This window comes from Neobacillus sp. FSL H8-0543, from assembly GCF_038592905.1.
Classification (GTDB): Bacteria; Bacillota; Bacilli; order Bacillales; family Cytobacillaceae; genus Neobacillus.
On record NZ_CP151943.1, the window covers coordinates 5,228,086 to 5,252,580 of the forward strand.

A 24,495-nucleotide genomic window follows, 5' to 3' on the forward strand; every position below is an offset into this window, starting at 1 on the left:
TTGGGTTTATTTAATACTCATTTAAATGTACAATCTATTAGTGAAGTTTATTAAGAACAAAAATTTTTATGGGTGGGAAATGACATATGATAGCAAAGACAGAAGCGGATTTTAATGGGTTAAAGGAAATTGGTAAGATTGTGGCTTCCATTAGAGATGAGCTAGTACGAAGAACGAAACCGGGAGTTACAACGAAAGAACTTGATGAAATTGCGGGAGAGCTTTTCGAAAAGGCAGGAGCAGTTTCAGCACCAAAAGGAGAATACGATTTTCCTGGATATACTTGTATTAGTGTGAACGAAGAAGTGGCCCATGGTATTCCTGGGAAGCGAGTCATTCAAGAAGGAGACCTGGTGAACATAGATGTTTCTGGGTCCAAAAATGGTTACTTCGCGGATACAGGTATTTCAATTGTAGTCGGTGAAGGTGAAGAAATTCTAAAGAAAATTTGTGAAGTGGCGAAAGAGGCATTTGAAGCCGGTCTAGCAAAAGCAAAACCAGGTGCTAAAATCAGCGGGATGGGTAAAGTTGTCCATCAAATAGCACGAAAGCATGGGCTAACGGTTATAAAAAACCTTACAGGTCACGGCATCGGACGCTCCATTCATGAATCACCTGATCATGTTTATAATTATAATGAAACCTATGATTATGGATTGTTAAGAGATGGAATGGTCATTGCCTTTGAACCATTTATCTCGACACATGATGAAGAAGTATTTCAAACCGATGATGGTTGGACATATATTACTGAACAAAGCTTTGTAGCACAATACGAACACACAATGATACTTACCAAAAACGGACCAATAATTATTACAGAATAAAAGAAAATAAAGAATTATTGGGTAAAGAGCTGAAAATTTAATTTCAGCTCTTTTTGTTGTTCACAATTTTGCTACTCAATTTTTCTTTTTTTATCCTAACAATTAAGTTTAATTGGCCCGAATTTGGATAGGCTTATGAGGTGAATACCTTATTAGTTTAACCCAAATTTAATTGAAGGAAGGTTGCTGAGTATGTCAGGACCAAGCTGTTCAACTCATAGGGTGAATTGTAAGGATTGTGCAGCTGGAGAATTCGCGTTTAAGACGGAATTATTACATAAACGTTTGAATGACTTAGAGGAGGCTTACCTCCTCTATTATTTTGTATGACCACTATCGGAGGAGGTTGAAAAAATGACGATTGTTCGGCTCGGTTATGTTGCCATGAGCATGGAGTTGAAAAATGCATCGCCATCTAAAACGATGACCTTTAGCCAATTTCAAAAAATTGACGACAGGGATGCAGCCCTTCGGAAATTAGAAAAAATATCGCTAGAGAACTTACATAATACCTTACGATTATTAAAGCATAATGCCGCATCTGATATTCATTTTTATCGATTAACTTCACGGCTTATTCCTCTAGCAAACCATGAAGAGCTACTTGACTGGGATTATATGAAGCCGTTAAAAGAAATGCTGGTTGAAATTGGAAACTATGCAAAAAAACATAAGATCAGAATAGATTTTCATCCAGATCACTTTGTCCTTATTAATTCCCCAAAAGAACATATTTTTAAAAATTCTATACGAACGTTAAAGTTGCATTATTTACTATTAAAAGGGATGGGAATTGACGCTGCTCATCGTTGCGTGATGCATGTTGGCGGCAATTATGATGAAACGGAAAAGTCACTCGAACGGTTTGTTGACAATTGGATGGACGTTCCGCGAGCGATTCAAAAAATGATCATGTTAGAAAATGATGATACTTCTTTCACTTTAGAAGAGACGCTCTATTTATGTGAAAAACTTGATATTCCTCTCGTGTTTGATTACCACCATCACCTGGCACACCATCATAACGAAAATTGGCAAGACCATTGGGATCGTGTTTTAAATACATGGAGGAATTCTCCGCTCCCAATAAAAATGCATATTTCGAGTCCAAAAAGCGAGAAAGAGTTTCGGCATCATTCAGATTACGTAGACATGTCAATGTTTTTCGACTTCCTTAAAGAAATCAAGGGAAGCACTCCGCAAATTGACTGTATGATTGAGGCGAAAATGAAAGACGAAGCACTTTTTAAATTGATGGAAGAGATTAAACAAAGAAAAGACGTGGAAGTAATTGATGGTTCCTCGTTTCATCTGATTTAAAGCACTTTTCACTAACTATTACCACTACCAAGCAAGGCATAATTTCATTGCTCTAAAGGCAAAATTTAATAACGAAGAATTTTGCAAAGAAAAGGTGATAGCGTGGAACTAAGTAACGAAAACCAATCTTATCGTCCAGGTGATGTTGTCTATGTTTTCTACCGTAACCCGCATACACAGGACGTAGCAAATGTTCAATCAGCAGCAGTGGTAAATAATCCTGAAAATCCCAATGAATTAGCACTATTTTTGTATGAAACCTACTACCCATTATCGAATGAAACAGCCGTGTACTCAACAGCTGCAGAGGCAGAACAAGCTTATGACTATTACTTTGGTAATGTTTCTGTTTCTGAGGGGACGCTGGAATGATTAAACCATTTACACCCAGACTCGTATATTTCGAACCTAAAGCACTTGAATATCCACTAGGAAGAGAGCTATTAGAAAAATTTAAAAAAATGGATGTTGAGATTCGAAATACTACCTCACATAATCAAATCAGGGATCTTCCTGGCGATAGTGATTTTCAAAAATACCGGGTGGCAAAGTCCACTCTAGTAGTAGGAATAAGAAAAACGCTAAAGTTTGATACCTCAAAGCCGTCAGCCGAATATGCTATTCCCTTCGCAACGGGCTGTATGGGTCACTGTCATTATTGTTATCTACAAACAACGATGGGGACAAAGCCGTATATCCGTACCTATGTAAATGTCGAAGAAATACTGGATGCTGCCGACAAATATATGGAGGAACGCGCACCTGAATTTACAAGGTTTGAAGCTGCCTGTACGTCTGATATTGTCGGGATTGATCACTTGACACATACATTAAAACGGGCGATAGAGCATTTTGGACAATCGGAATACGGGAAACTCCGATTTGTTACTAAATTTCATCATGTAGATCATCTGCTTGATGCAAAGCATAATGGAAAAACAAGATTTCGTTTCAGTATTAATGCCGATTTTATTATAAAAAACTTTGAACCTGGTACATCACCCTTAGCCAAACGATTAGAAGCGGCTGGAAAAATAGCCAGAGCAGGGTATCCGCTAGGATTTATCGTGGCACCGATTTATCTTCATGAAGGTTGGGAGGATGGATACTATCATATGTTTGAACGGCTCGATGCGGAATTACCGCCAGAAGCTAAAAAGGATTTAACCTTTGAGTTCATTCAACATCGTTTTACCAAACCGGCAAAAAGAGTAATTGAAAAAAACTATCCGATGACTAAATTGGAACTGGATGAAGAAAAAAGAAGATATAAATGGGGCAAATATGGGATTGGAAAATACATTTACCAAAAAGAAGAAGAAGCAGATATTAAAGAGCATCTTTACGGTTATATGGAAAAATTCTTCCCAGATGCCAAATTAGAATACTTCACTTAAGTACCGGGGCTACTGGATTCCAGTAGTCCATTTATAATTTATTTGTTTTTTTATGAAATTATTTAACCAAAAATAATATTTTAATATACATGATGATTGGTGAGTACATTATAATCGGAATATATATATCTTTATGATAAAATAATATGTATTTCTTTTTTTTTAAAAAAGAGAGGGTTTTCAACATGATATATTTGTATGTTGGATTGGCTGGAGCTTTGGGAGCGATATTAAGGTATATTATTGGGTTAGTATTATTTACTAATAGTGCCTTTCCTTATGCAACCTTGCTAGTAAATCTAATTGGAAGTTTTGTGTTAGCATGGTTTGCCACCAATGTATTTATAAAGATGTCTTTATCACCTCTAATTAAAACCACAATAGGAACAGGATTTGTTGGCTCCTTTACGACCTTTTCAACGTTGAGTGTAGAAACGATTACTATGTTTGAGAAGGGAGAGTTATTATTAGCTATTACATATGTCTCTGTGAGTGTTTTAGGAGGTTTTTATTTGAGTCGATTAGGCTTTAAAGTCAATACGGCGGTACACAAATCGTGAGTCTAATACATATTATAATGGTTGGTATCGGGGGTTTTTTTGGTGCAATCGCCCGACTTTCAATAAGTAACCAATTAAATAAAAAATTTAAGACTAAACTACCGTTAGGAACATTAACAGTTAACCTATCTGGGGCTTTTCTCTTAGGTATTCTTCTTGGGGCTAAAGTAGATGTAATGGTTATATTGTTACTAGGTACCGGATTTTTGGGTGCATTTACAACCTTTTCTACCTTAAAGTTAGAAATGGTGCAAATGCACTTAAAAAAATACAATAAAGAATTTTTCCTTTATTTATTTACAACTTATGGTATTGGATTGCTGCTGGCGTATTTAGGATTTTGGATAGGAGGGTATCTTCAATAACTGAGTTTTAAAAAGCATATCATTGTTATTGGTGTAAATACTAACTTAAAAAGGGGCTTATAAAATGAAACAAACACTTGACTCTAAAGTACTTTCGGTTTTAGAAGATAAAATACAATTAATCAAAACAGATGCGGGAGCGATCTATTTAGTCGGTCCAATCCGGCTTCCAGTTAATTTATATGGGGAAACGGTTGTCTTTCAATGGTATTGTTGGTTAAACTGTGGGGAAGTAACCGAGGATTTTGAACGAATTATTGATAAATTATCTTCTAAAAATTTAGCTGAGTTTCAACAATCCAGCGTCTTAGTATATGGAGACTTTGAATTTGGTGAGGATGCCATTATTAGAATGCATTCTATTTGTCATACGGGTGATATATTTGGAAGTAAGCGCTGTGATTGTGGATACCAGTTAAAACAGTCGATGAAGATGATTACAGAACATGGAACAGGGGCATTATTTTATCTAGCGAACCATGAAGGCAGAGGAATTGGTTTATTCAGTAAGGCCATGGCATATGTTCTTCAAGAAAACGGCTATGATACAGTAGAGGCGAATGAAGGTCTAGGTTTTGTTGACGATTCCAGAAACTATGGTGATGCTATTCAAGTCCTAAAAGCATTGCGGTCAAAACCAGTAACGTTAATGACAAATAATCCGAAAAAATTAGAAGCATTAAGAAGTGCTGGATTAAAGGTTTCTGGAAGACAGCCTTTATGGGGAGATGTATCAGAGTATAATGAAAAATACCTTCAAACTAAAATTAACAAGTCAGGTCACATGGATTCTAAGGGGGTAAGTCAAAATGACTAAACATTGGGATTCGAATGATTCAAATGAGGGGATTTTCTAATGAGATTTGGTTTTGATATTGATGATACATTAATAAATCTAAGAGAGCATGCCTTTACGATTTATAATAAAAAGCTCAATCAATCTGTTTCAATGGAGGAGTTTAATAATCTAAAAAGAATTGAAATACATGAACCCTTCGGATTATCGGATGAACAAGGAAAAGAAATGTGGAATAGTTCATTAGAAGAAATTTATTATACCTCCTGTCCTGCTTTTCCAAATGCGGTTGAAACATTACATAATTTAGAGAAACAGGGACATGAAATTTTCTATATTACAGCAAGACCTAAGGAACATGGTGAACGAACAAAGGTATGGTTAAAAGAAAATGGTTTTCCTGTTCATGACGCGAGATTTTTTTATGGAATGCAGGATCATGAGAAGGTAGAGATAATAAAAAAATTAAAACTTGATTACTACTTCGATGACAAACCAGAGGTTTTAAATACATTATTAAACGAAAAATTAAAGGCAATTATAAGAGACCAATCATATAATCAACATTCGAATTTACCGCGAATTAAACATTGGAGCGACCTTGAGGAAATAATGAAAGAACATTAGCTAATTTAATGGAACGAAAAAAGCTGTTGAGAATCCTCAACAGCTTTTTTAATTGTCCCAATATTTAACGGTCTCCATTTTAGAAGTAGGATTTCTTTTTATAACCTTACCGTCTTTATCGTAGAAGACTTCGTATTCCTGATAGGTTTCCACAATATACCCATCGATTCGTTCGACATTGTCAAGTCTTTGCTCTAGTACAGGTAATTTAAGCGGTTGTTCTACATCAACGGGTTGAGCTACTGCTTGTTCACTGGTCATGTAGGAATAGTCATTATTAACAAACGAAAAGGGGGAATCAAGATAGGCTGTTAAGGCTAATAGAAAGAAAAGGATTGTAAGCATCGTAAAAGTTTGTAATTTCATTTTACCTAGCTCCTTTAACTATGTAAGTCCTCGTAACCTATCTTATGCATGTCCTTTCGTCCTAATGCTAGTTTGTTTTGGCAACTACTGCTTTTGATTTTGAGCGATAAACCTGAAAAAGAATAAATGCCAGGATAGAGATAATCGCTCCAGATATATACGGAAGACCAATTGCTAGCGAAAATAACCAGCCTCCCAAGGGAGGACCTATAATCCTTCCTAGTGAGTCAAAGGAGGATAATAACCCTGTTGCACTGCCATGTCCAGTCGTTGAGGTTTTCGTAAGTAATGAAGAAACACTAGGACGAATGACACCATTTCCGATACCGAAAATGGTTAAAAAGATCGCGGCGGTTGTAAAACTATCGACAAGAAGGATTAAACCAAAGCCAATGGCTGAAACAATAATTCCACCTTGGATTACTTTCCCTTCGCCGTACTTTTTGGTTAATCTGCCAACTAAGCCACCTTGTACAATGGCTCCCGCAAACCCCATAATCATGAATATGTACCCAAGGCTTACAGCATTTAGCCCGGCTTTTTCTGCCGCAAAATAGGCAAAAGTTGCTTCTAAGCCTGATAATGACAGCGAGATAAGCAGCTGTAATAAAAATAGAACAGTGGCAGCGCCACTAAAGGCCTCCCATAATGATTGTTTTTTCGCCATAGGAGCATTCTCGGCCTTTTTCTGGATTGTTTCTTTTAATAAGAAAAACACAAGTACTAAAGTGATTAAAGAAGAAAATCCGGCAATGAAGAAGGGCAAGCTCATACTGGTTTTTGAAAAGATCCCGCCAATGGCTGGGCCAAAGACAAAGCCAAGTCCGACAGCAGCACCGATGATTCCCATACCTTTACCGCGATTTTCAGGCGTAGTAATATCAGCCACATAGGCCATTGCGGTTGGCATATTAGCTGAGGAAAGAATTCCTCCAATAATCCGTGCGGCAAATAACATCCAAAGATCAGTTGCCAATGCTTGCATAAAAAATGATAAAGCTAATCCTGCAATACCAATCATCATGATTGGCTTTCTTCCGATCCGGTCGGATAATTTACCCCAGAAAGGTGCAAAAATAAGCTGCATTAGTGAATATACGGCCATTAATAAACCTAGTTGAGTTGGATTTGCTCCGATTTCCTCCGCATAAAAGGGAAGGACGGGAATAATGATTCCAAAGCCAATCATCACTAAAAACATAACTAAAAATAAAATCGGCAGTGCTCTTTTTGTTTCCAAGGGCTTTTCCACTCCTAAATGATTTGAACCCATTCAAATCTCTCTGTTATATTTAGTATTGCTGTAGTATGTACAAATTTCTTCACATGCTAAGAATAATAGAAAACGTTAATACATTACAAGTATTTAGAAGGATTTAAAGTCAATTTAGTAACTACTATAGTATCTTATCCTTAATCAGACCAAATAGTAATATATTAGGACTATAGAATGACGACAAACTGTGTACTTAATTAATCGTGTAATAAGATAGTCTCCATATAGCAATTGCTAGCAGAAAGAAAGTGATTAGCTAGCGAAGAGATGCAAAGAGCGCATATCCTTATTTAAGGACATGCGCTCACTACTTAACCGCTTTTCTTGTTGTTTCTGAAGCAAAGTCAGCAATTACCACCAGTATCATATAACAAAGGAGCAACAAAGTGATTTCTGTGTAATTGAAGTAACTCATTGCAAGTTTGAAGTCCATACCAAGACCGCCCGCTCCTACAAATCCAACTACAATTGTTGTTCTCATGATTACTTCCCAACGATAAAGAATATAGGTTAAGAATCTGGGCATCACTGTTGGCAAAATTCCATAGAAGAAGATTTCAATTTTAGAAGCACCAGCAGTTGCTAAATTACGAATGGGTCTAGGATCCATGTCCTCAATCACTTCGGCCCAAAGTTTACCTAGTATGCCAAAGTTATGAAGGGCAAGGGCAATCGCACCTGGCAATAAGCCTGGCTTCAAAATAAAAATAATCATCATCGCCCAGACTAATTCTGGAACGGATCGTGAAAAAATATAAGAAAGACGAACGATTCCATATAAAATCCAGTTATACCACTTTTTTTCTGATGTAAGGCTGCCATTAGCAATATTTCTTGCAGCAGGAATGACGGTTAAAAACGCAGCAATCGTTGAGAAACCAATGGCCATGATACTCATTTCTAGCGTCTCTACGGTAAGCGTTAATGCAGATGCCCAGCTGCTTGCATTAAGAAAGGCAGGGTTCTCTTGATTGACCCCAATTAGTCCACCGAAAAACCTTGTAGCATATTCAATATTTTTATCAGAAAGTAATTCGAACAGATTTGCATTCTCGGCAAGTACGATATACATCCAAGAAACAATAATTAATAAGACAGCAAAAAGGGAAGAGCACCACCCAGAACTTAGGCCTTTTTTTCGCTTATGGTCTGTCAACCCTTTCCGAACTAGGCTGCTCCATAAGTCCACAAATAAGACAAGACCAATTAAGAAAAAGACATAGGTCCAAACTGATTCATATTTTAAATCCGCAAGTGATAATTGAATTTGAAAACCGAGACCACCCAGTCCAACAAAGCTCATTATGGCCGACGATCGGATGGCGCATTCAAAGCGGTACATGGTATAACTGATAAAATCAGCCCAAACTAAAGGTAAATAACCATAAACAAGAGTTTGTAGCCGAGAAGCACCCGTCGATTTTAGGGCCTTTATGGGTTGCTCAGGGACATCTGTCAGCATATCAGCAAATATTCGCCCAAGAATTCCACCATATGGAATAGCTAGGGCAAAAATAGCGGCAAACGGAGAAAGACCGATCGCTGCCACAAACAACCATGCCCAGATTAACTCGTGAATGGACCTGGTGAAACCGAGGACACCTCTAAAAAATATTTTATTAATAAGCCGTGAGAATCTGCTAGAAGTTAGCATTCCAGATGCAAGTATTCCAACTATAAATGCATAAATAATGGCTAACGACATGCCCGCAACAGCATAGGCAAAGGTAATCCATGCTGATTCAAAACCGATAATTAATGTACTAGGTGCTAAATCCGGGTGAATTAATCCTTCGAAGATTTGCAGCATCGTAGGTACCCCGCCAGCATGTATTAAATCATCCGCACTCCATTGAATGGAGGACAAGCTCCAGACGAAAACGAAAATCAACACACAGGTAAGAGAAAAACGTTTGTGTAAACGGATAAAAGGGATCAGTTTCGTCATTTTATACCTGCTCCTTTAGCTGATAAAGCTCGGCTAGCAGGTCATCCGTTACTTCTTCTGTCGGTAAATCAAAAAAGATTTCTCCATTCTTTAAAGCAATAATCCTTGTAAAATATTTACGTGCGTATTCAACTGAGTGCAAACTTGTAAGTAACGTTTGGTTTTCTTCTGCAATGATTTTAGTTAGCATTGCAAGCACATCATCCGCCCGTGCGGGGTCAAGGGAGGCAACCGGTTCATCTGCTAGGATAATCTCAGGTTGTTGTACCATCAATCTAGCCATGGCCACCCGTTGCTGTTCACCTCCCGATAAAGTAGAGGTTAACTCGTACGTTTTATCGGCAAGACCGACCCGTTCTAATGCTGTAATTGCTATATCTTTATCTTGAGGGACGAGTAAAGAAAACAAGGACTTCGCGAATCCCCATTCGGACAATTTTCCAGCAAGGACATTATGAATAACCGCAAGTGGTCCAATCAAATCGAACTGTTGGCGTATGACTCCTACTTTTTTGGCAAACAGTTTCCCTTTTTTATAGTAGGAAAGAGGTTGGCTATCGATTAGAAGCTCACCACTTTGAAGTGAAACCAAGCCTGCAATTGAATTTAATAAGGTTGTCTTGCCAGCACCACTCGGTCCGATCAAGGCAACCAGTTCGCCTTTTTTTATAGAAAAAGAAAGGGAAGATAAGGCTATCTTCCGCTCAAAGTGTTTTGATATATTTTTAGCTTCTATCATCATTTTTGCAGACATCTTTAAACACCTACTACTTAATAATCTCTAATTCTTTCGCCACTTGTTCAATCTTTTTGTAATTCTCATTTTTTGTTTCTACAAACTTGTCAGTTTGGAATAAATCTGCAATTTCTGTTTGCTCGCCTGTCATTGAAAGCAGAGCATCCTTAACTTTGCCCTTAACGCCTTTTCCAAAGACTTCTTCAACATTACTATTAATCGTCCAGTTATAGTCGTAATAAGGTGGAGTCGTGTAAAAAACTTTCACTTTACTTGTATCTACTTTAGCTTCTTTAACAGCTGCTTCCCAAACGGAAATATTTAATGCACCTGCTTTAAAGGCACCTGATTCAACTAACTTATAGGTTGTGTCATGTGATCCAGAGAAGTTTGGCTTCCCATCAAGGTCCGTATTTGCGTCAATCCCTGCTTCTGATAGAAAATATCGTGGCATTAAATGCCCAGAAGTTGAGCTTTCACTGCCAAATGTTAAGGAATTACCTTTTAAATCCTCAAGTGAATTAATTCCAGAACCCTCTTGGGTAATGAATACTGACTTGAATTCTGCGTCACGTGGTCTTTGGACGATTGATTCAGCATCAGGAACTAGGTTTCTTGCTTGAACACTTGTTAAGCCACCAAACCAAGCTAAATGAATCTCACCACGTTGGAAGGCAGTTACTAATGCAGCATAATCAACTGTCGGAACAAATTCCACTTTGAACCCTGTTTTTTCATTTAGATGTTTTGCGACTGCGTCCATTCCTTTTTGAAGGTCAGCAGCGTTTTGATCAGGAATCGCACCGATTTTTAACACCTCTGTTGTTTTTGTTTCTTTCGTACCTTCATTTGCTTTATCATCCTCTTGACCACAAGCAGCCAATGTAATTAGAAGCATAGAAATAATAATTGCAGATAACCATTTTTTCATATTGTATTCTCCTCTTAGTTTGTGTTTTTTGTGGTAGATAATAGTCTTAACCTTTTTCATTATAAGTGGATGGTTTTTTTAAATAAATTCATTTTATCTATATATTCAATTGTTATTCATCGATAAAATCAATAGGTAAATAAGGATTCAGCATATTGGAATTATTTTCTCCCAAAAATGAACAGAAAAACCCCTGCTATGCTTAGCAGGGGACAAGTGATACGTTACGATTGAGCTGCTTTTGACGGCTCTTCGCACGACCAGTTGTAGAATAGCGCGCTTTATTTTTGGCAATAAAGTCTTCTTGTTTTTTAATGAATTCCTTTTGCTTTTCATAAAAATACATTCCTACATCATACTAGATTTTTTAGGATTTGACTATATTTTCTCCCTAGTATTACTGGGATTAAAAGGTAAAAAATGAGGTTTTAGTTCAGATCAAGTGACAAGTTCTAAACTTGTACATAAAATAATAGGACAACCAATGGGAGGGAGTTATCTAATGTCTGTTAATCAAGATGGTGTAACGATTGGTACAGTCTCTGGAGGGATAGTTAACTTTGGCGGGGCGGTGTATATTTCTCCGATATCCGTTACAAAAGCCAACTCTGGAGCGGGTGATAATAATACTGGTGAAGAGGTCACAGCATGCCTGGAGAGAAATCGAACAAATCAAAAAAGTGTGACAGAATTACTTGAATTAATAAAGACGATGCTGGGATGAGCATCGTCTTTATTAATTCTTAAGAAACTTTAAGTTTTTGCGCTGAAGACTGAGTTTGTTTCTGTGGTTTAGCCACATTAAAAACAATATTTAAGAAAATTGCTGTTAGGCTACCGGCAACTATTCCATTGCTGGAGAGGATTTTGATGCTTTCCGGCAGTTGGGCAAATAAATCCGGAACAGCCGTTACACCAAGTCCCATTCCTACTGAACAAGCAATAATCAAAAGATTTTCTTGTGAAGCAAACTCCACCTTGCTAAGCATTTTGATTCCGTATGCGATGACCATTCCAAACATAGCAACCATCGCACCGCCTAATACAGGTGTTGGAATCACAGTAGTAAGGGCACCCATTTTAGGGACAAACCCTAGGACTACTAACATAACTCCCATTGTATAAATAACATTTTTCCCCTTTACACCAGAAAGTTGAACAAGCCCGACATTTTGTGAGTAGGTGGTATATGGGAAGGCATTAAACAGACCGCCTAGAATAATCGCCAAACCTTCGGCACGATAACCCTTAGATAAATCCTTTTCAGTAAGTTTTTTTCCAGTGATATCACTAAGTGCAAAATAAACGCCAGTTGATTCAACAAGGCTAACAATTGCTACAAGTGTCATTGTAATAATCGGTGTCCATTCAAAGGTTGGCAGACCGAAATAAAATGGCTTTACCATATGAAACCATGATGCATCCCCAACAGCTGCAAAATTGACTTTTCCCATGAGAGAAGCAGCTATGGTACCAGCAGCTAGTCCTAATAAAATTGCAATCGAACGGATGAACCCTTTTGTAAAACGATAGAGCAAAATGATAAATAGTAAAGTTCCAAATGCTAGACTAATATTTGATAGACTGCCAAAATCAGGGCTGCCTTGACCTCCAGCAATATTGTTCATGGCAACGGGAATAAGTGTAATCCCGATAATGGTAACCACGGAGCCTGTGACAACTGGCGGGAAAAATTTAAGTAATTTGCCAAAGAATTGTGAAATAAGTACGACTACTAAGCCAGAAATTAGAATCGATCCATAGATAGCGGATATCCCGAACTGTCCACCGATAGCGATCATCGGCCCAACAGCTGTAAAGGTACAGCCGAGGACGATGGGTAAACCGATTCCGAAAAAGCGATTCTGCCAAACTTGTAATATCGTCGCAATACCACACATTAAAATATCAATCGAAACGAGGTAGGTTAATTGTTCACCAGTTAAATTTAACGCACCGCCAACAATAAGAGGGACGATTACCGCACCTGCATACATTGCTAATACATGCTGAATACCTAGAGAGGCGATTTTAAATGGGTTCTGTTTCATTAGATTAATTCCTCCACTTTCTCATTGATAAATTTTACTTTTCCATTCGCTAATGAGGCAATTCTTGCTAAGGATTCCACGCGTAAGCCTAAGTCATTTAATTTCTGAGAGCCTGGCTGGAACGACTTTTCGATTACAATTCCTATTCCTGTTACATTAGCTTGAGCCTGTTGGACTAAGTCAACTAATGCAAGTGCAGCTTGCCCATTTGCCAGAAAATCGTCGATAATTAGTACGCGATCATTTGAATTTAGATATTTATTTGAAATGGAGATTTCATTGGTTTCATCTTTTGTGAACGAATGAACACTTGCCGTTAATAAATCATCGATGAGAGTTAGTGATTTTCTTTTTCGAGCAAAAATAACAGGAACATTCAGATGTAAGCCAGCAAATACAGCAGGCGCAATCCCTGATGATTCGATTGTGACTATTTTTGTTATGCTTTCCTCTTTAAATCGGAGAGCAAATTCCTTACCAACTTCATTCATCAGTACAGGATCAATTTGGTGGTTTAAAAATGAATCCACTTTTAAGACATTATCATTAAGCACCAATCCGTCGTTCTTAATTTTTTCCTCTAGTAATCTCATGATTTTCCTCCTGTGTAAAAAAATAAAAAAGCCCAAACGCCGTTGCTCACATCAATTATTGAGTGAGGCAATGACATTTGGGCTTTAATAAACCAAATAGAATGGACGCTAAAAGAAAAAGCGCCATTGCATTACCCACTCATAGTCAGATTGTTAACGGCAATCCGGTAGAAACTTGCAGGCCATAACCCTGCGATTATATGAGTGAACCATATGAATTTATTCACATTATACTCGTGACAAAAACACAAATCAACCTTAAATTATAAAAAGGACGAATGAAAGAGTATGATTTTAAGTTTATGTTCGTCTTTTGGAAGCGGTTCCCGAACGGGTTATATTCAAAAAATTAGTGAGGATTTAATAAATAAAAAATATCCTTAATTCAAATTGGTTATTCAAAAAGGGGAGTCTAAAATTTTTTTTACAGAATGTCCGCTTGATATGAACATATTTAAAAAAGTGTGATAAAGTATAGTACAGAAAAGCTTTAATACTAGTAATTGTCCATGATTCAATTGTCCGCCTGTGACGGACAATTGTTTTTCTATAAGCGACAAAAAGGGGGAATTTACGTGTCCAGCAATACTTTGGAACAATTCTTAAACGAAAACCTGGCCGATTTAAAAACTAAGGGTCTTTATAATGTCATCGATCCATTAGAAAGTGCAAATGGACCAGTGATCACAATAAATGGGAAGAAATTAGTTAATCTTTCATCAAATAATTATTTAGGATTAGCAACCGATGAACGGTTAAAACAGGCAGCAACAGACGCAATTAAGAAATTTGGAGTCGGTGCTGGTGCTGTACGGACCATTAATGGAACACTTAAATTACATGTGGAATTGGAAGAAAAATTAGCTGAATTCAAGCATACAGAAGCTGCTATTGCCTATCAATCCGGTTTTAACTGTAATATGGCGGCTATTTCCGCTGTTATGGATAAGAATGATGCGATCCTATCCGATGAGTTGAACCATGCTTCTATTATCGATGGCTGCCGCCTTTCTAAAGCAAAAATCATTCGTGTCAATCATTCAGATATGGCTGATTTACGTGCGAAAGCAAAAGAAGCAAAGGAATCAGGTCTATATAATAAAATCATGGTCATTACCGATGGGGTATTCTCAATGGATGGCGACATTGCTTTATTACCTGAAATCGTTAAGATTGCAGAGGAATTTGATCTTATTACATATGTAGATGATGCCCACGGCTCTGGCGTTTTAGGTGAGGGCGCAGGAACAGTAAAACATTTCGGTCTTTCTGATAAAATTGATTTTCAAATTGGTACCCTGTCTAAGGCAATTGGGGTCGTTGGAGGATATGTTGCAGGCAAAAGGAATTTAATTGATTGGTTAAAGGTACGTAGCCGTCCATTTTTGTTCTCTACATCACTAACACCTGCCGACGTCGCTGCAAGTATTAAATCGATTGAACTCTTAATGGAAAGCACAGAATTAAACAAAAAACTTTGGGAAAATGGCGATTATCTAAAAAAAGGTTTGAAGGACTTAGGATTTAATATTGGAAACAGCGAAACACCTATTACGCCATGTATTATTGGTGACGAAAGTCTAACTCAACAATTCAGCAAACGCCTTAATGATGAAGGAGTATACGCAAAGGCGATTGTCTTCCCAACTGTTCCACAGGGTACCGGACGTGTCCGCAATATGCCAACCGCTGCCCATACAAAAGTAATGCTTGATCAGGCAATTGCTATATACGAGAAAGTAGGCAAGGAAATGGGAATTATTTAATTCTTAGATTCACGCTAGACATAAGCGAAGAGGACGGAGAAGCATGAAGAAGATTTTAATTACAGGTGCATTAGGTCAAATTGGATCCGAACTAACGATGAAGTTAAGGGAGATCTATGGTTCCAATAATGTCATCGCCACAGATATAAAAAGGAACGATAGCGAGGCTGCACAAAATGGGCCGTTTGAAATCGTTGATGTGACTGATTTGAACCGAATGGGCGAGGTTGCAAAAAAATATAATGTCGATACGGTGATGCATTTGGCGGCACTCTTATCTGCCACAGCAGAAGCAAAACCTGTTTTTGCCTGGAATTTAAATATGGGTGGCTTGATGAATGCACTCGAAACGGCAAGAGAACTCAATGCACAATTTTTCACACCAAGTTCTATTGGTGCTTTTGGTCCATTGACACCCAAAGACAGTACTCCACAGGATACCATCATGCGCCCGACAACTATGTATGGTGTAAATAAAGTAGCTGGAGAACTCCTTGCTGATTATTATTTCCATAAATTTGGAGTGGATACTCGCGGTTTGCGTTTCCCTGGCTTAGTTTCTTACGTTGCACTACCAGGCGGAGGGACAACAGACTATGCGGTTGAAATTTATTATGAAGCGATTAAAAACAAGAAATATATTTCATATATTGATAAAGGCACATATATGGACATGATGTATATGCCTGACGCTTTAACAGCAATCATTGATTTAATGGAGTCGGATCCAGCTAATCTTGTTCACCGTAACTCCTTCAATGTTACTGCGATGAGTTTTGCCCCTGAAGAAATTGCTCGAGAGATTTCTCTGCATGTTCCTGGCTTTGAGATAACCTATGCAGTTGATCCTGCTCGTCAAAAAATTGCAGACAGCTGGCCAAACTCGATTGATCCCACCGCCGCAAGGGAAGAATGGGGCTTTAAATCAGAATATGATTTAGCCAAAATGACTAAAGATATGATTGAAAAGTTAACAAAAAAAATCTTATAAATGCGTCCCGGGCTTAATAGGCTCGGGATTTTTTGATTATGTCTATATGCGTTGTAACTGAAAACTATCTTACAAAACTATAGGTTCCTCTCAAACAAAATCCCCACTCGTTCTACCATAACTTTTGGAGTGTAGGGTTTTCCATTCTTAAACCACCATTCCATTATTCCTGCGATAGCTGCTCCAAAAGGAGATTGGCTTTTTGAGTGATTAAATCTAAAGAACCGTAATATAACTTTTATTCATATTTTACCCAGTTGCGGTAACAATAATCGTAATTCAAAAATGATGGTGATTGTTCAATGAAAAGATGGTTAATAAAGAAGAGCATCCATGAAGATATAAAAAAAACAGAATGGGCACAAATATTAGCAAAATCCAATGACTTTAAAAAAGCCTTTTATTACAATCAAAAAACAAATGTGCGATTTTGCATTTCATTTTTTAATACCTTAGTTGATGAGAAAGTCGTCCAGCAAGGTATCCTTCCTTCTTTATTGGAGGGTGATTTTCATTCGGTTGATGATATTAAGAAAATCGTTCCACTTGAAGATGTTCAAATCAGTGATAACCCTTCTAAAATTGAAGAAAATCTATGTAACGGCTATGTGCTACTGACCATTGAAACAGAGGAAAGGCAGTTTGGTTTGATCGGTGCTAAAAAGGAAATAGTCCGTAATCTTTCACCGCCCGAAGTAGAGATTTCTGTTATTGGCCCAAAAGAAGCCTTTGTTGAATCCATTTCGACAAATTTAAACTTAATTAGAAGACGATTGCCTATAAAAGAATTAATAGTGGAAGAATATACAATTGGGAGTCTATCTAAAACAAAGATTGCTGTCTTACATATTGAAGGGATTACAAATCAAGAGAATGTGAATACTGTCAGGCAACGATTGAAAGATGTTGAATTTGATGCAATTACTGACAGTTCATATATTGTGCAGTTCCTATCGGATAATTCGAATTCACCATTTCCTCAGTTACTAGATACAGAAAGGCCAGACCGAGTTGCGGCGATTTTGGCTGAGGGAAAGATAGCCATTTGTGTAGACGGTTCACCGCATGTTTTGATTACGCCGACTACTTTTGTTAACTTTTTCAGTGCCTTCGAAGACTATTATTTAAATTGGATCATTGCTTCATTTTTTAGATTACTTAGGATGTTTTCCGTCTTCTTTTCCATCTTGGTTACCCCACTTTATGTAGCCGTTCTAACTTATCATTATGAAATTATTCCACATGATTTGTTAGGGACTTTAATTTCATCAAGGAGGATTGTTCCCTTTCCGCCAGTGCTGGAGGCTGTGTTTTTAGAAATGACGATTGAATTGTTAAGAGAGGCTGGGGCGAGGTTGCCGACAAAGGTAGGACAGACAATTGGTATCGTTGGAGGGATCGTCATTGGAACTGCATCGGTTGAAGCAGGACTTACAAGTAATGTTCTTCTCATTCTCATCGCACTCGCTGCACTTTCTTCCTTTACAACGCCAATATATAAGATGAGCAATACCATCCGTGTACTACGCTTCCCTTTTTTATTTTTTGCTCACCTTTGGGGATTGATCGGCATTTTATTCTGTTTTTGTATTTTATTGACCCACTTAATCCGCCTTACCTCCCTAGGCAGGCCGTTTTTGGATCCTTTTTATCCACCAAGGCTGGTAGACCTACAGGATTCTCTGATTAGATTTCCTTTTAGGGATCAGGGCATGAGACCAGAGTTTTTAAGAACAGAAAATCCTATCCGCTATAGTATGAATAAGGCAAGTATTAAAAAGGATATTGAGGAATGACTGCAAGATATGGAATAAATAGGGAGGTGAATCAATATTCAAGAGCAAACTATTCCTGACAGGCTGAAAATCTCCCCCTTCTTAATTTATTATTCGATTATGTCCATGCAAATCGGACTAGGCGCTTTTAATTTTCAGCGTAGAATCGCAAAAGCAACTGGCTATGACGCTTGGATTTCTATATTATTCGCAGGGATATGCCTTCATATTATTCTCTGGATGATTTATAAAATTGCAGAAACTGTCAACGGAGATATCGTTTCAGCACATACGTATGTAGCGGGGAATTTTCTTGGGAAGCTATTAAGTATTCCTTTTATTGGATATTTTCTCATGCATTCTTTGGCTACTCTTCGTTCATTCATTGAAATTATCCAGGTTTGGATGTTTCCTGAATTAAGCATTTTCTGGTTCACCTTCAGCTTTATGCTGCTCTGTATGTATGTTGTATTTGGCGGACTCCGAGCAGTCGTTGGAATGGCTTTTTTCAGTATCGTCTTGCCTGGATACTTAGTGTTTACTTTTGGTTTTAATTTACCCTATACTAACTTTGAAAATTTATTGCCTATTTGGGATCATTCCGTAATAGACTTGTTAAAAGGTTCCTTTCAAATGACGCTTTCTTTTATAGGCTTTGAAATTGTGCTGTTTCTTTACCCCTTTATTAAGGATCCGCAAAGGTCCAAAAAATGGGCCCATTTTGCGATATTAACGACCACGCTCCTATTTACAGTTTTTGCGATCGTAACTTTTGCTTACTTTTCGGAAGAACAACTACAAAAAGCACTATGGCCAACGTTGTCGATGTGGAAGATTCTGAAACTCTCTTTTGTAGATCGCTTTGAATTCATTGGAATTGCAAACTGGAATTTAATTATTCTTCCCAATGTTTGTCTCTCCATCTGGATCGGCTCTAGGCTAGTGAATAGGATTTTTAATATCAGGCAGAAAAAGGGTGTTTATTTGTTTATTATTCCCCATTTGGCAGCCATTAATTTTATTCATACACGGGAAGGAATTGACTTGTTAAATCAGAGTGTGGCGAAAATAGGATTTGTTTTTACGATGCTGTACATTCCTTTATTATTCATTGCTGTCCAGATTGCTAAGAAGGTGAAGACAAAATGAAAAGACTTTTTTTGGTTTTAGCCTTATTATTACAACTATCAGGATGTGTTGAAAAAAAAGTCATTGATGATATTAATATCGTCATTGGTATCGGATTCGACCATTCACGAGATAAACAAATTCTGGGCACTTTTCTAACACAAACTTACAACGCTGATAAAAGTATCGGTAATCAAACGTTTTCATCTAAAGCCATTTTGAGAAGAGATCTCTTAATAAAAGCGAATAGACAATCCTCTCAACCACTTGTTACCGGCGGTTTGGGGGTGACAGTAGTCGGGGAGGAGCTCGGAAAGCGAGGAATGAAAGATATACTAGATGTATATCAAAGAGATGTGGCCATAGGGGCCAGAAACTTTTTTGCAATTTCGGAAGGAAAAGCTCAAAATATTTTACAAGGAAAATATGGAACAGAGGGAAGCGGAAATTATTTATACACTCTTCTGGATACCCATATTAAAACTAAAGATTTACCTAAAACGAATCTCCATTTGTTATTACGTGATTATTATCAAACAGGAAAGGATATTTACCTTCCTCGGCTAAAACAAATAAGTAATGACCAGGTCGAAATAAGTGGGATTAGTCTGTTTAATGAAGATAAAGTAGTAGGTATTATTCCTTCAGAAAAAATGTTTTTTTTCAGGCTGTTGGTAGACAAGTACAGTAATGGCAATTTTTCAGTCCCAAAGGAAAAGGACGGTAAGGCATCCATTAAAAGCATCCATTCCAAACATAAATTTAAAATTTCAAAAAAGAATCCTTCTGAAGTTACTATTCACATTAGAATTAAGGGAACAATCCAAGAATATACAGGAAAGGAGATGCAAGAAAAAAAAGAAATAGAGAAGATTCGGAAAGAGTTGGAAAAGGAAGTCGAAAAGGAATGCTTACAGCTAGTAAAGCACTTTCAGGAACAGGAAATCGATCCGATTGGATTAGGACAATTTTATAAAAGTAGGAATCGGGGTTTTGACTTCAAAAAATGGGAAGATGATTACAAAAATCTGAATGTTAAAATAGTCTGCAATGTCATAATTGAGGGTACTAGCATTATTAGTTAAGGTAAATCAATGGGCATACAAGGATTCTGACAAAAGAGGAGTTGCATTCGATGATGCGAAGAAGTTATTGAGACGAATACGTTAGTTACATGTCGTCAATGTAAAAGCTTATGAAATAAAGACCTTTTACTCCCAAATATTGATAACCGCATTTTGATGATGCTACCTCTATTAGTGAAAATACCGGATAAAATGCTCCATTTTAGCAAACGATACTATTGATATTCACAAGTGAATATCAAGTCCGTTTCAACCTATCCTAACCAAGAGGTGATTCGATGAGTTACAGAGAGCGTTTAGATCAGCACTCAGGACTTTTCCACCAGGCACATACTAGGCGGAAGCATTTGAATTCTCAGGTGAATGGTGAAACACAGGTTACCCATAATACCATCTTAGCAAGAGGCAATGCCAAAGCTCATAGGATGTCTTGATAACGGGCAAGAAATGAAAAAAGACGCAAATTTGCGTCTTTTTTCATGTAACCGTTGCTAAGCAATCATGTTACCTGCTTACATAAATTAATTTCTCTTTCTTCTCTGTTACTTTCCCAACAATCGATGCAGCAGCGACCCCTTTAGACTGGAGTCTGTCTACGTACATTTTTGCTTCTTCTTCACTAATTGCAATCAATAGTCCTCCAGATGTAATAGCATCACAAAGGACAAGCTGTTCTTCAGGCAGGATTTCCTCATAAACCACATCATCCTTTAACCAAGAATGATTAGATTTGGATCCGCCTGGTACAACTCCCTGCTTGGCTAATTCAAGCGCACCTTCAAGCACGGGTACCTTTGAAATAGAAATTTCAAAGCTAACTCCACTGCCGCGGGCCATTTCACTTCCATGCCCCATTAATCCAAAACCAGTCACATCGGTGACAGCATGGGGCTGAAATTCTGTTAGTGTTTCAGCAGCTACTTTATTTAATGTTGCCATTGTCTCTGTGACAATTTGTTCTTGTAACGATGTAACTACATTTCTTTTAATACCTGTTGTGATAATCCCGACACCGATTGGCTTCGTTAGAACAAGGACATCACCTGGCTTGGCACCAACATTTTTCCAAACTTTATCTGGATGTACAATACCCGTAACGGACAGACCAAATTTCGGCTCTTGGTCATCAATGGAATGTCCGCCAACTGTTATCGCCCCAGCTTCCTTCACTTTATCTGCGGCACCGCGCAGAATGTCTGAAAGAACCTCGGCACCTAGTTTTTTAATAGGAAAACCAACAATGTTTAGAACAGTTTTTGGTTCTCCGCCCATCGCATAAACATCACTTAAAGCATTTGCGGCAGTAATTTGTCCAAACATATAAGGGTCATCCACGATTGGGGTAAAATAATCGACTGTCTGAATTAGAGCAATCGTATCGGTTAATCGGTATACACCAGCATCGTCTGATGTTTCATGTCCAACTAATAATTCAGGTACAGGATCTTGCTTAGGCAAAAGACGCAAAACTTGCGCCAGGTCTTCAGGACCAATTTTACAGCCTCAACCAGCTTTAGAGGATAAAGAGGTTAGGCGAATTTTCTCTAGTTTACTCATTGATACACCTCCATTTAAATAGTATACATGTTTCGCTTTAAAAGCGCACTTCTTGTACAGTCAAAAAATTTGCGGAATAGTATGTGTTAAGTTAAAATGTTTTTACTATCGAGATATAGTTAAGTGAATGTGCAGGAGGTCCAAAAATGAAGAATTATCAGGTTACCGTTGAATTTTGCATGCAATGAAACTATGCACCAAAGGCCGCGAGTTTCGCGGAGGAGCTATTTAACCATTTTAACAGGAATATTACTAAAATGGAGCTAATTCCAAGCACTGGAGGGGTTTTTGAAGTGACTGTGGATGGCAATAAAATCTATTCAAAATTGGATACAGGTCTATTTCCTGACACGGAGGAAATCATTAACAAAATAGAGACAATGTAAAAAAGCACCTCAAATCCAAAAGGATATGAGGTGCTTTTATATCGCATAATAACATTATGTCAACTATCAGATAAAAAATGAAACCAAAAGCTCACTTAAGGCAATGTAATAAAGCGATTTTTACCTAATCCATTTTCTGTTTTTGAAATGAATACCTCTAATATTCCATTGAAAAAGACTGCGGTTACATTTTGATTTATAACTCGAAAAGGGAAATGGATGGATCGCATCTTTTTAATTTGATTGGAAGATTTGGATTGTTTCCCAGCAGAAATAACAAGTTTCATTTCTTCAATGAAAACCTTAATCTCCGAACAGTCAAACTCGTCTAATAAAGCCTCAACAATCCATTCCGTATCCGTTTCGTAAAGATCGATGCGAAACTGTGTAAGGTCGTCTTGTGTTGTTAAAGGGTCAAGAATGTAGTTTTCCAGCCACTTTTCCACAAGGTTAAAATCAATTGGCTGGAAATTTTTTTTAGACTTCATAACAATCCCCCTTGCTTGGATTATTTTATTCATATAACCTAAAAATGTGAAATGGTATAATAGGACTTAAGAAGGAATAGTGAAGGAGTTTTTGATGGTGAAAGAATGGTTACGCTCAATTCCTGCTATCCATGAATTGCAAAGTCATGGACAGTTTATAACTCTTCTTGAAGAGAGTCATCTGGATGTTACTCAATTAACAAAACAGCTAAAAGAAATAATCAGTCATATAAGGACATTGCTCGTTAAGGAACAATGGCAAGGTTCAATGCCGGGAACGAATCAATTTACCGATGAAATGTTTCATTTACTTGAAAAACAGATTAATAAGCAGTTTTCATTTACAATCGAAAAGGTAATTAATGCAACAGGAACGATTTTACATACGAATCTTGGAAGAGCCAGATTAAGTGATAATGCGATAAATCATGTGATTGAAACGGCTCGTAATTATTCAAACTTAGAATATAAGTTAAATGAAGGTGAACGCGGTTCAAGACATAGTCATGTCGAAACCCTAATTAAGGAAATCACGGGTGCAGAGGCAGCGATGGTGGTAAATAACAATGCTGCAGCTGTGTACCTTGTGTTACGAGCGCTTGCCGAAAATAAAGAAGTAATTGTATCTAGGGGACAATTAGTAGAAATTGGCGGTTCTTTTCGGATTTCGTCAATAATGGAAGAAAGTGGCGCAGCACTAATTGAAGTTGGGACAACCAATAAGACTCACTTATATGATTATGAAAAAGCGATTCAACCTGAAACGGCGATTGTCATGAAAGTACATACAAGTAATTTTAAGGTAGTCGGATTTACAAAATCCGTTGAAACAGAAGAATTAATTCAATTGTCTAAAGAGAATAATTTGATTTTTTATGAAGACCTTGGCAGCGGCGCACTGTACGACTTTAGAAAGCATGGAATTGGCGAAGAGCCGGTAGTTAAAGAAGTAATTGAAATGGGTGCTGATATTGTTAGCTTTAGTGGCGATAAACTGCTAGGCGGTCCCCAAGCAGGTATCATTGCAGGAAAAAAGAAGATGATCGACAGATTAAAGAAACATCAATTAGCAAGGGTTCTCCGTGTAGATAAAATGACGCTCGCCGCACTTGAAGGGACGTTACTTGATTATGCACGCGGTGAAAAGGGAATTCAGAACATTCCAACCCTCCGTGATTTATTAGTTAGTCTTGATGTATTAGACGATCGGTCACAAGGTTTTGTTACAAAATTGTTACATGAGACAGATAAATATTTGGCAGAAGTTTTACATGATATGAGCCAAGTTGGCGGGGGGACGATGCCTGATGTCCAACTTCCAACAATGGTTGTAGCAGTGAAACATCATCAATTAACTGCCGAGCAACTTGGCAGAAGGTTACGAACTGAATGTAAACCAGCTATCGTTGGCCGAATCCAAAAAGATGCTTTTATCATTGATTTAAGAACAGTAACACTTGAGGAAGAAAAACTCCTGCTCCAAGCATTAATCAATATATAAAAACGCCCCCCTCTGCACATCATAG

26 protein-coding genes, 1 pseudogene and 1 riboswitch are annotated in these 24,495 nt (G+C 37.6%); of the genes and pseudogenes, 17 read left to right on the plus strand and 10 right to left on the minus strand.

From position 1 onward, the window contains the following. Positions 1–86 precede the first annotated feature (86 nt). From map to NSS81_RS25865, 8 genes are all read left to right on the plus strand, one after another. Positions 87–827 carry a type I methionyl aminopeptidase gene (gene map, locus NSS81_RS25830; protein ID WP_342431465.1) on the plus strand — a complete coding sequence of 247 codons (741 nt, stop codon included), beginning with the start codon at positions 87–89 and terminating at the stop codon, positions 825–827. Between the two features lie 354 nt (positions 828–1,181). Then, a complete protein-coding gene (gene uvsE, locus NSS81_RS25835; RefSeq protein WP_342431466.1) occupies positions 1,182–2,147 on the plus strand; it encodes a UV DNA damage repair endonuclease UvsE in 966 nt (321 codons plus the stop codon). A gap of 102 nt (positions 2,148–2,249) precedes the next feature. Continuing rightward, positions 2,250–2,519 carry a transcriptional regulator SplA domain-containing protein gene (locus tag NSS81_RS25840; protein WP_342431467.1) on the plus strand — a complete coding sequence of 90 codons (270 nt, stop codon included), beginning with the start codon at positions 2,250–2,252 and terminating at the stop codon, positions 2,517–2,519. Next, the gene (splB, locus tag NSS81_RS25845; RefSeq protein WP_342431468.1) at positions 2,516–3,544 is read left to right on the plus strand and encodes a spore photoproduct lyase; all 1,029 of its coding nucleotides are present in this window, start codon (positions 2,516–2,518) and stop codon (positions 3,542–3,544) included. The genes NSS81_RS25840 and splB overlap by 4 nt, the downstream gene beginning before the upstream one ends. 185 nt (positions 3,545–3,729) lie before the next feature. After that, positions 3,730–4,104 (plus strand): CrcB family protein, encoded by a 375-nt coding sequence (locus NSS81_RS25850; RefSeq protein ID WP_342431469.1) that lies wholly within the window; start codon positions 3,730–3,732, stop codon positions 4,102–4,104. Between the two features lie 17 nt (positions 4,105–4,121). Continuing rightward, positions 4,122–4,469, plus strand: a complete 348-nt coding sequence (gene crcB / locus NSS81_RS25855; RefSeq protein ID WP_342431470.1) for a fluoride efflux transporter CrcB — start codon at positions 4,122–4,124, stop codon at positions 4,467–4,469. A 64-nt stretch (positions 4,470–4,533) separates the two neighbouring features. Beyond that, positions 4,534–5,286 (plus strand): GTP cyclohydrolase II, encoded by a 753-nt coding sequence (locus NSS81_RS25860; RefSeq protein WP_342431471.1) that lies wholly within the window; start codon positions 4,534–4,536, stop codon positions 5,284–5,286. A gap of 39 nt (positions 5,287–5,325) precedes the next feature. After that, positions 5,326–5,892: an HAD family acid phosphatase gene (locus tag NSS81_RS25865; protein WP_342431472.1), complete on the plus strand. Its 567-nt coding sequence runs from the start codon at positions 5,326–5,328 to the stop codon at positions 5,890–5,892. Positions 5,893–5,940: 48 nt separating this feature from the next. Here the strand turns inward: NSS81_RS25865 and NSS81_RS25870 are convergent, their stop codons facing one another. From NSS81_RS25870 to NSS81_RS25895, 6 genes and pseudogenes are all read right to left on the minus strand, one after another. Continuing rightward, positions 5,941–6,258 carry a hypothetical protein gene (locus tag NSS81_RS25870; protein WP_342431473.1) on the minus strand — a complete coding sequence of 106 codons (318 nt, stop codon included), beginning with the start codon at positions 6,256–6,258 and terminating at the stop codon, positions 5,941–5,943. 67 nt (positions 6,259–6,325) lie between these two features. Beyond that, complete coding sequence (locus NSS81_RS25875) at positions 6,326–7,498, minus strand: MFS transporter (RefSeq protein WP_342431474.1); 1,173 nt, start codon at positions 7,496–7,498, stop codon at positions 6,326–6,328. Between the two features lie 343 nt (positions 7,499–7,841). After that, complete coding sequence (locus NSS81_RS25880) at positions 7,842–9,482, minus strand: ABC transporter permease subunit (RefSeq protein ID WP_342431475.1); 1,641 nt, start codon at positions 9,480–9,482, stop codon at positions 7,842–7,844. Position 9,483: 1 nt separating this feature from the next. Further along, positions 9,484–10,236 (minus strand): phosphonate ABC transporter ATP-binding protein, encoded by a 753-nt coding sequence (locus tag NSS81_RS25885; protein ID WP_342431476.1) that lies wholly within the window; start codon positions 10,234–10,236, stop codon positions 9,484–9,486. Positions 10,237–10,249: 13 nt separating this feature from the next. Further along, entirely contained in the window at positions 10,250–11,149 is a 900-nt protein-coding gene (locus NSS81_RS25890) for a putative selenate ABC transporter substrate-binding protein (protein WP_342431477.1), read from the minus strand. Positions 11,150–11,375: 226 nt separating this feature from the next. Further along, positions 11,376–11,486, minus strand: a pseudogene (locus tag NSS81_RS25895) (hypothetical protein); the annotation flags it as partial. Between the two features lie 165 nt (positions 11,487–11,651). Between NSS81_RS25895 and NSS81_RS25900 the strand changes: the two are divergent. Further along, positions 11,652–11,873, plus strand: a complete 222-nt coding sequence (locus NSS81_RS25900; RefSeq protein ID WP_342431478.1) for a spore germination protein — start codon at positions 11,652–11,654, stop codon at positions 11,871–11,873. A 19-nt stretch (positions 11,874–11,892) separates the two neighbouring features. On the opposite strand, the gene NSS81_RS25905 is transcribed toward NSS81_RS25900, so the two are convergent. Together NSS81_RS25905 and NSS81_RS25910 are read right to left on the minus strand one after the other, a co-directional pair. Beyond that, a complete protein-coding gene (locus NSS81_RS25905; protein WP_342431479.1) occupies positions 11,893–13,200 on the minus strand; it encodes a nucleobase:cation symporter-2 family protein in 1,308 nt (435 codons plus the stop codon). Continuing rightward, a complete protein-coding gene (locus tag NSS81_RS25910; protein ID WP_342431480.1) occupies positions 13,200–13,793 on the minus strand; it encodes a xanthine phosphoribosyltransferase in 594 nt (197 codons plus the stop codon). Before NSS81_RS25910 ends, NSS81_RS25905 begins: the two co-directional genes overlap by 1 nt. Positions 13,794–13,915: 122 nt before the next feature. Further along, positions 13,916–14,017: riboswitch (purine riboswitch) on the minus strand. 351 nt (positions 14,018–14,368) lie between these two features. Here NSS81_RS25910 and NSS81_RS25915 point away from each other — a divergent pair. From NSS81_RS25915 to NSS81_RS25940, 6 genes are all read left to right on the plus strand, one after another. Next, positions 14,369–15,559: a glycine C-acetyltransferase gene (locus tag NSS81_RS25915; protein ID WP_342431481.1), complete on the plus strand. Its 1,191-nt coding sequence runs from the start codon at positions 14,369–14,371 to the stop codon at positions 15,557–15,559. A gap of 43 nt (positions 15,560–15,602) precedes the next feature. Beyond that, entirely contained in the window at positions 15,603–16,550 is a 948-nt protein-coding gene (locus tag NSS81_RS25920) for an L-threonine 3-dehydrogenase (RefSeq protein ID WP_342431482.1), read from the plus strand. A 302-nt stretch (positions 16,551–16,852) separates the two neighbouring features. After that, a complete protein-coding gene (locus tag NSS81_RS25925) occupies positions 16,853–18,346 on the plus strand; it encodes a spore germination protein (protein ID WP_342431483.1) in 1,494 nt (497 codons plus the stop codon). Between the two features lie 69 nt (positions 18,347–18,415). Further along, positions 18,416–19,474 (plus strand): GerAB/ArcD/ProY family transporter, encoded by a 1,059-nt coding sequence (locus NSS81_RS25930; protein WP_342434148.1) that lies wholly within the window; start codon positions 18,416–18,418, stop codon positions 19,472–19,474. Continuing rightward, positions 19,471–20,538, plus strand: a complete 1,068-nt coding sequence (locus NSS81_RS25935) for a Ger(x)C family spore germination protein (protein ID WP_342431484.1) — start codon at positions 19,471–19,473, stop codon at positions 20,536–20,538. Before NSS81_RS25930 ends, NSS81_RS25935 begins: the two co-directional genes overlap by 4 nt. Before the next feature lie 278 nt (positions 20,539–20,816). Beyond that, the gene (locus tag NSS81_RS25940) at positions 20,817–20,972 is read left to right on the plus strand and encodes a YpzG family protein (protein ID WP_342431485.1); all 156 of its coding nucleotides are present in this window, start codon (positions 20,817–20,819) and stop codon (positions 20,970–20,972) included. Positions 20,973–21,042: 70 nt separating this feature from the next. On the opposite strand, the gene selD is transcribed toward NSS81_RS25940, so the two are convergent. Beyond that, positions 21,043–22,095 (minus strand): selenide, water dikinase SelD, encoded by a 1,053-nt coding sequence (selD, locus tag NSS81_RS25945; RefSeq protein ID WP_342431486.1) that lies wholly within the window; start codon positions 22,093–22,095, stop codon positions 21,043–21,045. 146 nt (positions 22,096–22,241) lie between these two features. On the opposite strand from selD, the gene NSS81_RS25950 reads away from it, so the two are divergent. Beyond that, positions 22,242–22,481, plus strand: coding sequence for an Rdx family protein (locus NSS81_RS25950; protein ID WP_342431487.1), 240 nt, complete (start codon positions 22,242–22,244; stop codon positions 22,479–22,481). A gap of 95 nt (positions 22,482–22,576) precedes the next feature. On the opposite strand, the gene NSS81_RS25955 is transcribed toward NSS81_RS25950, so the two are convergent. Further along, entirely contained in the window at positions 22,577–22,969 is a 393-nt protein-coding gene (locus NSS81_RS25955; protein WP_342431488.1) for an Hsp20/alpha crystallin family protein, read from the minus strand. A 97-nt stretch (positions 22,970–23,066) separates the two neighbouring features. On the opposite strand from NSS81_RS25955, the gene selA reads away from it, so the two are divergent. Then, entirely contained in the window at positions 23,067–24,470 is a 1,404-nt protein-coding gene (gene selA, locus NSS81_RS25960) for an L-seryl-tRNA(Sec) selenium transferase (RefSeq protein ID WP_342434149.1), read from the plus strand. Positions 24,471–24,495: the final 25 nt, after the last annotated feature.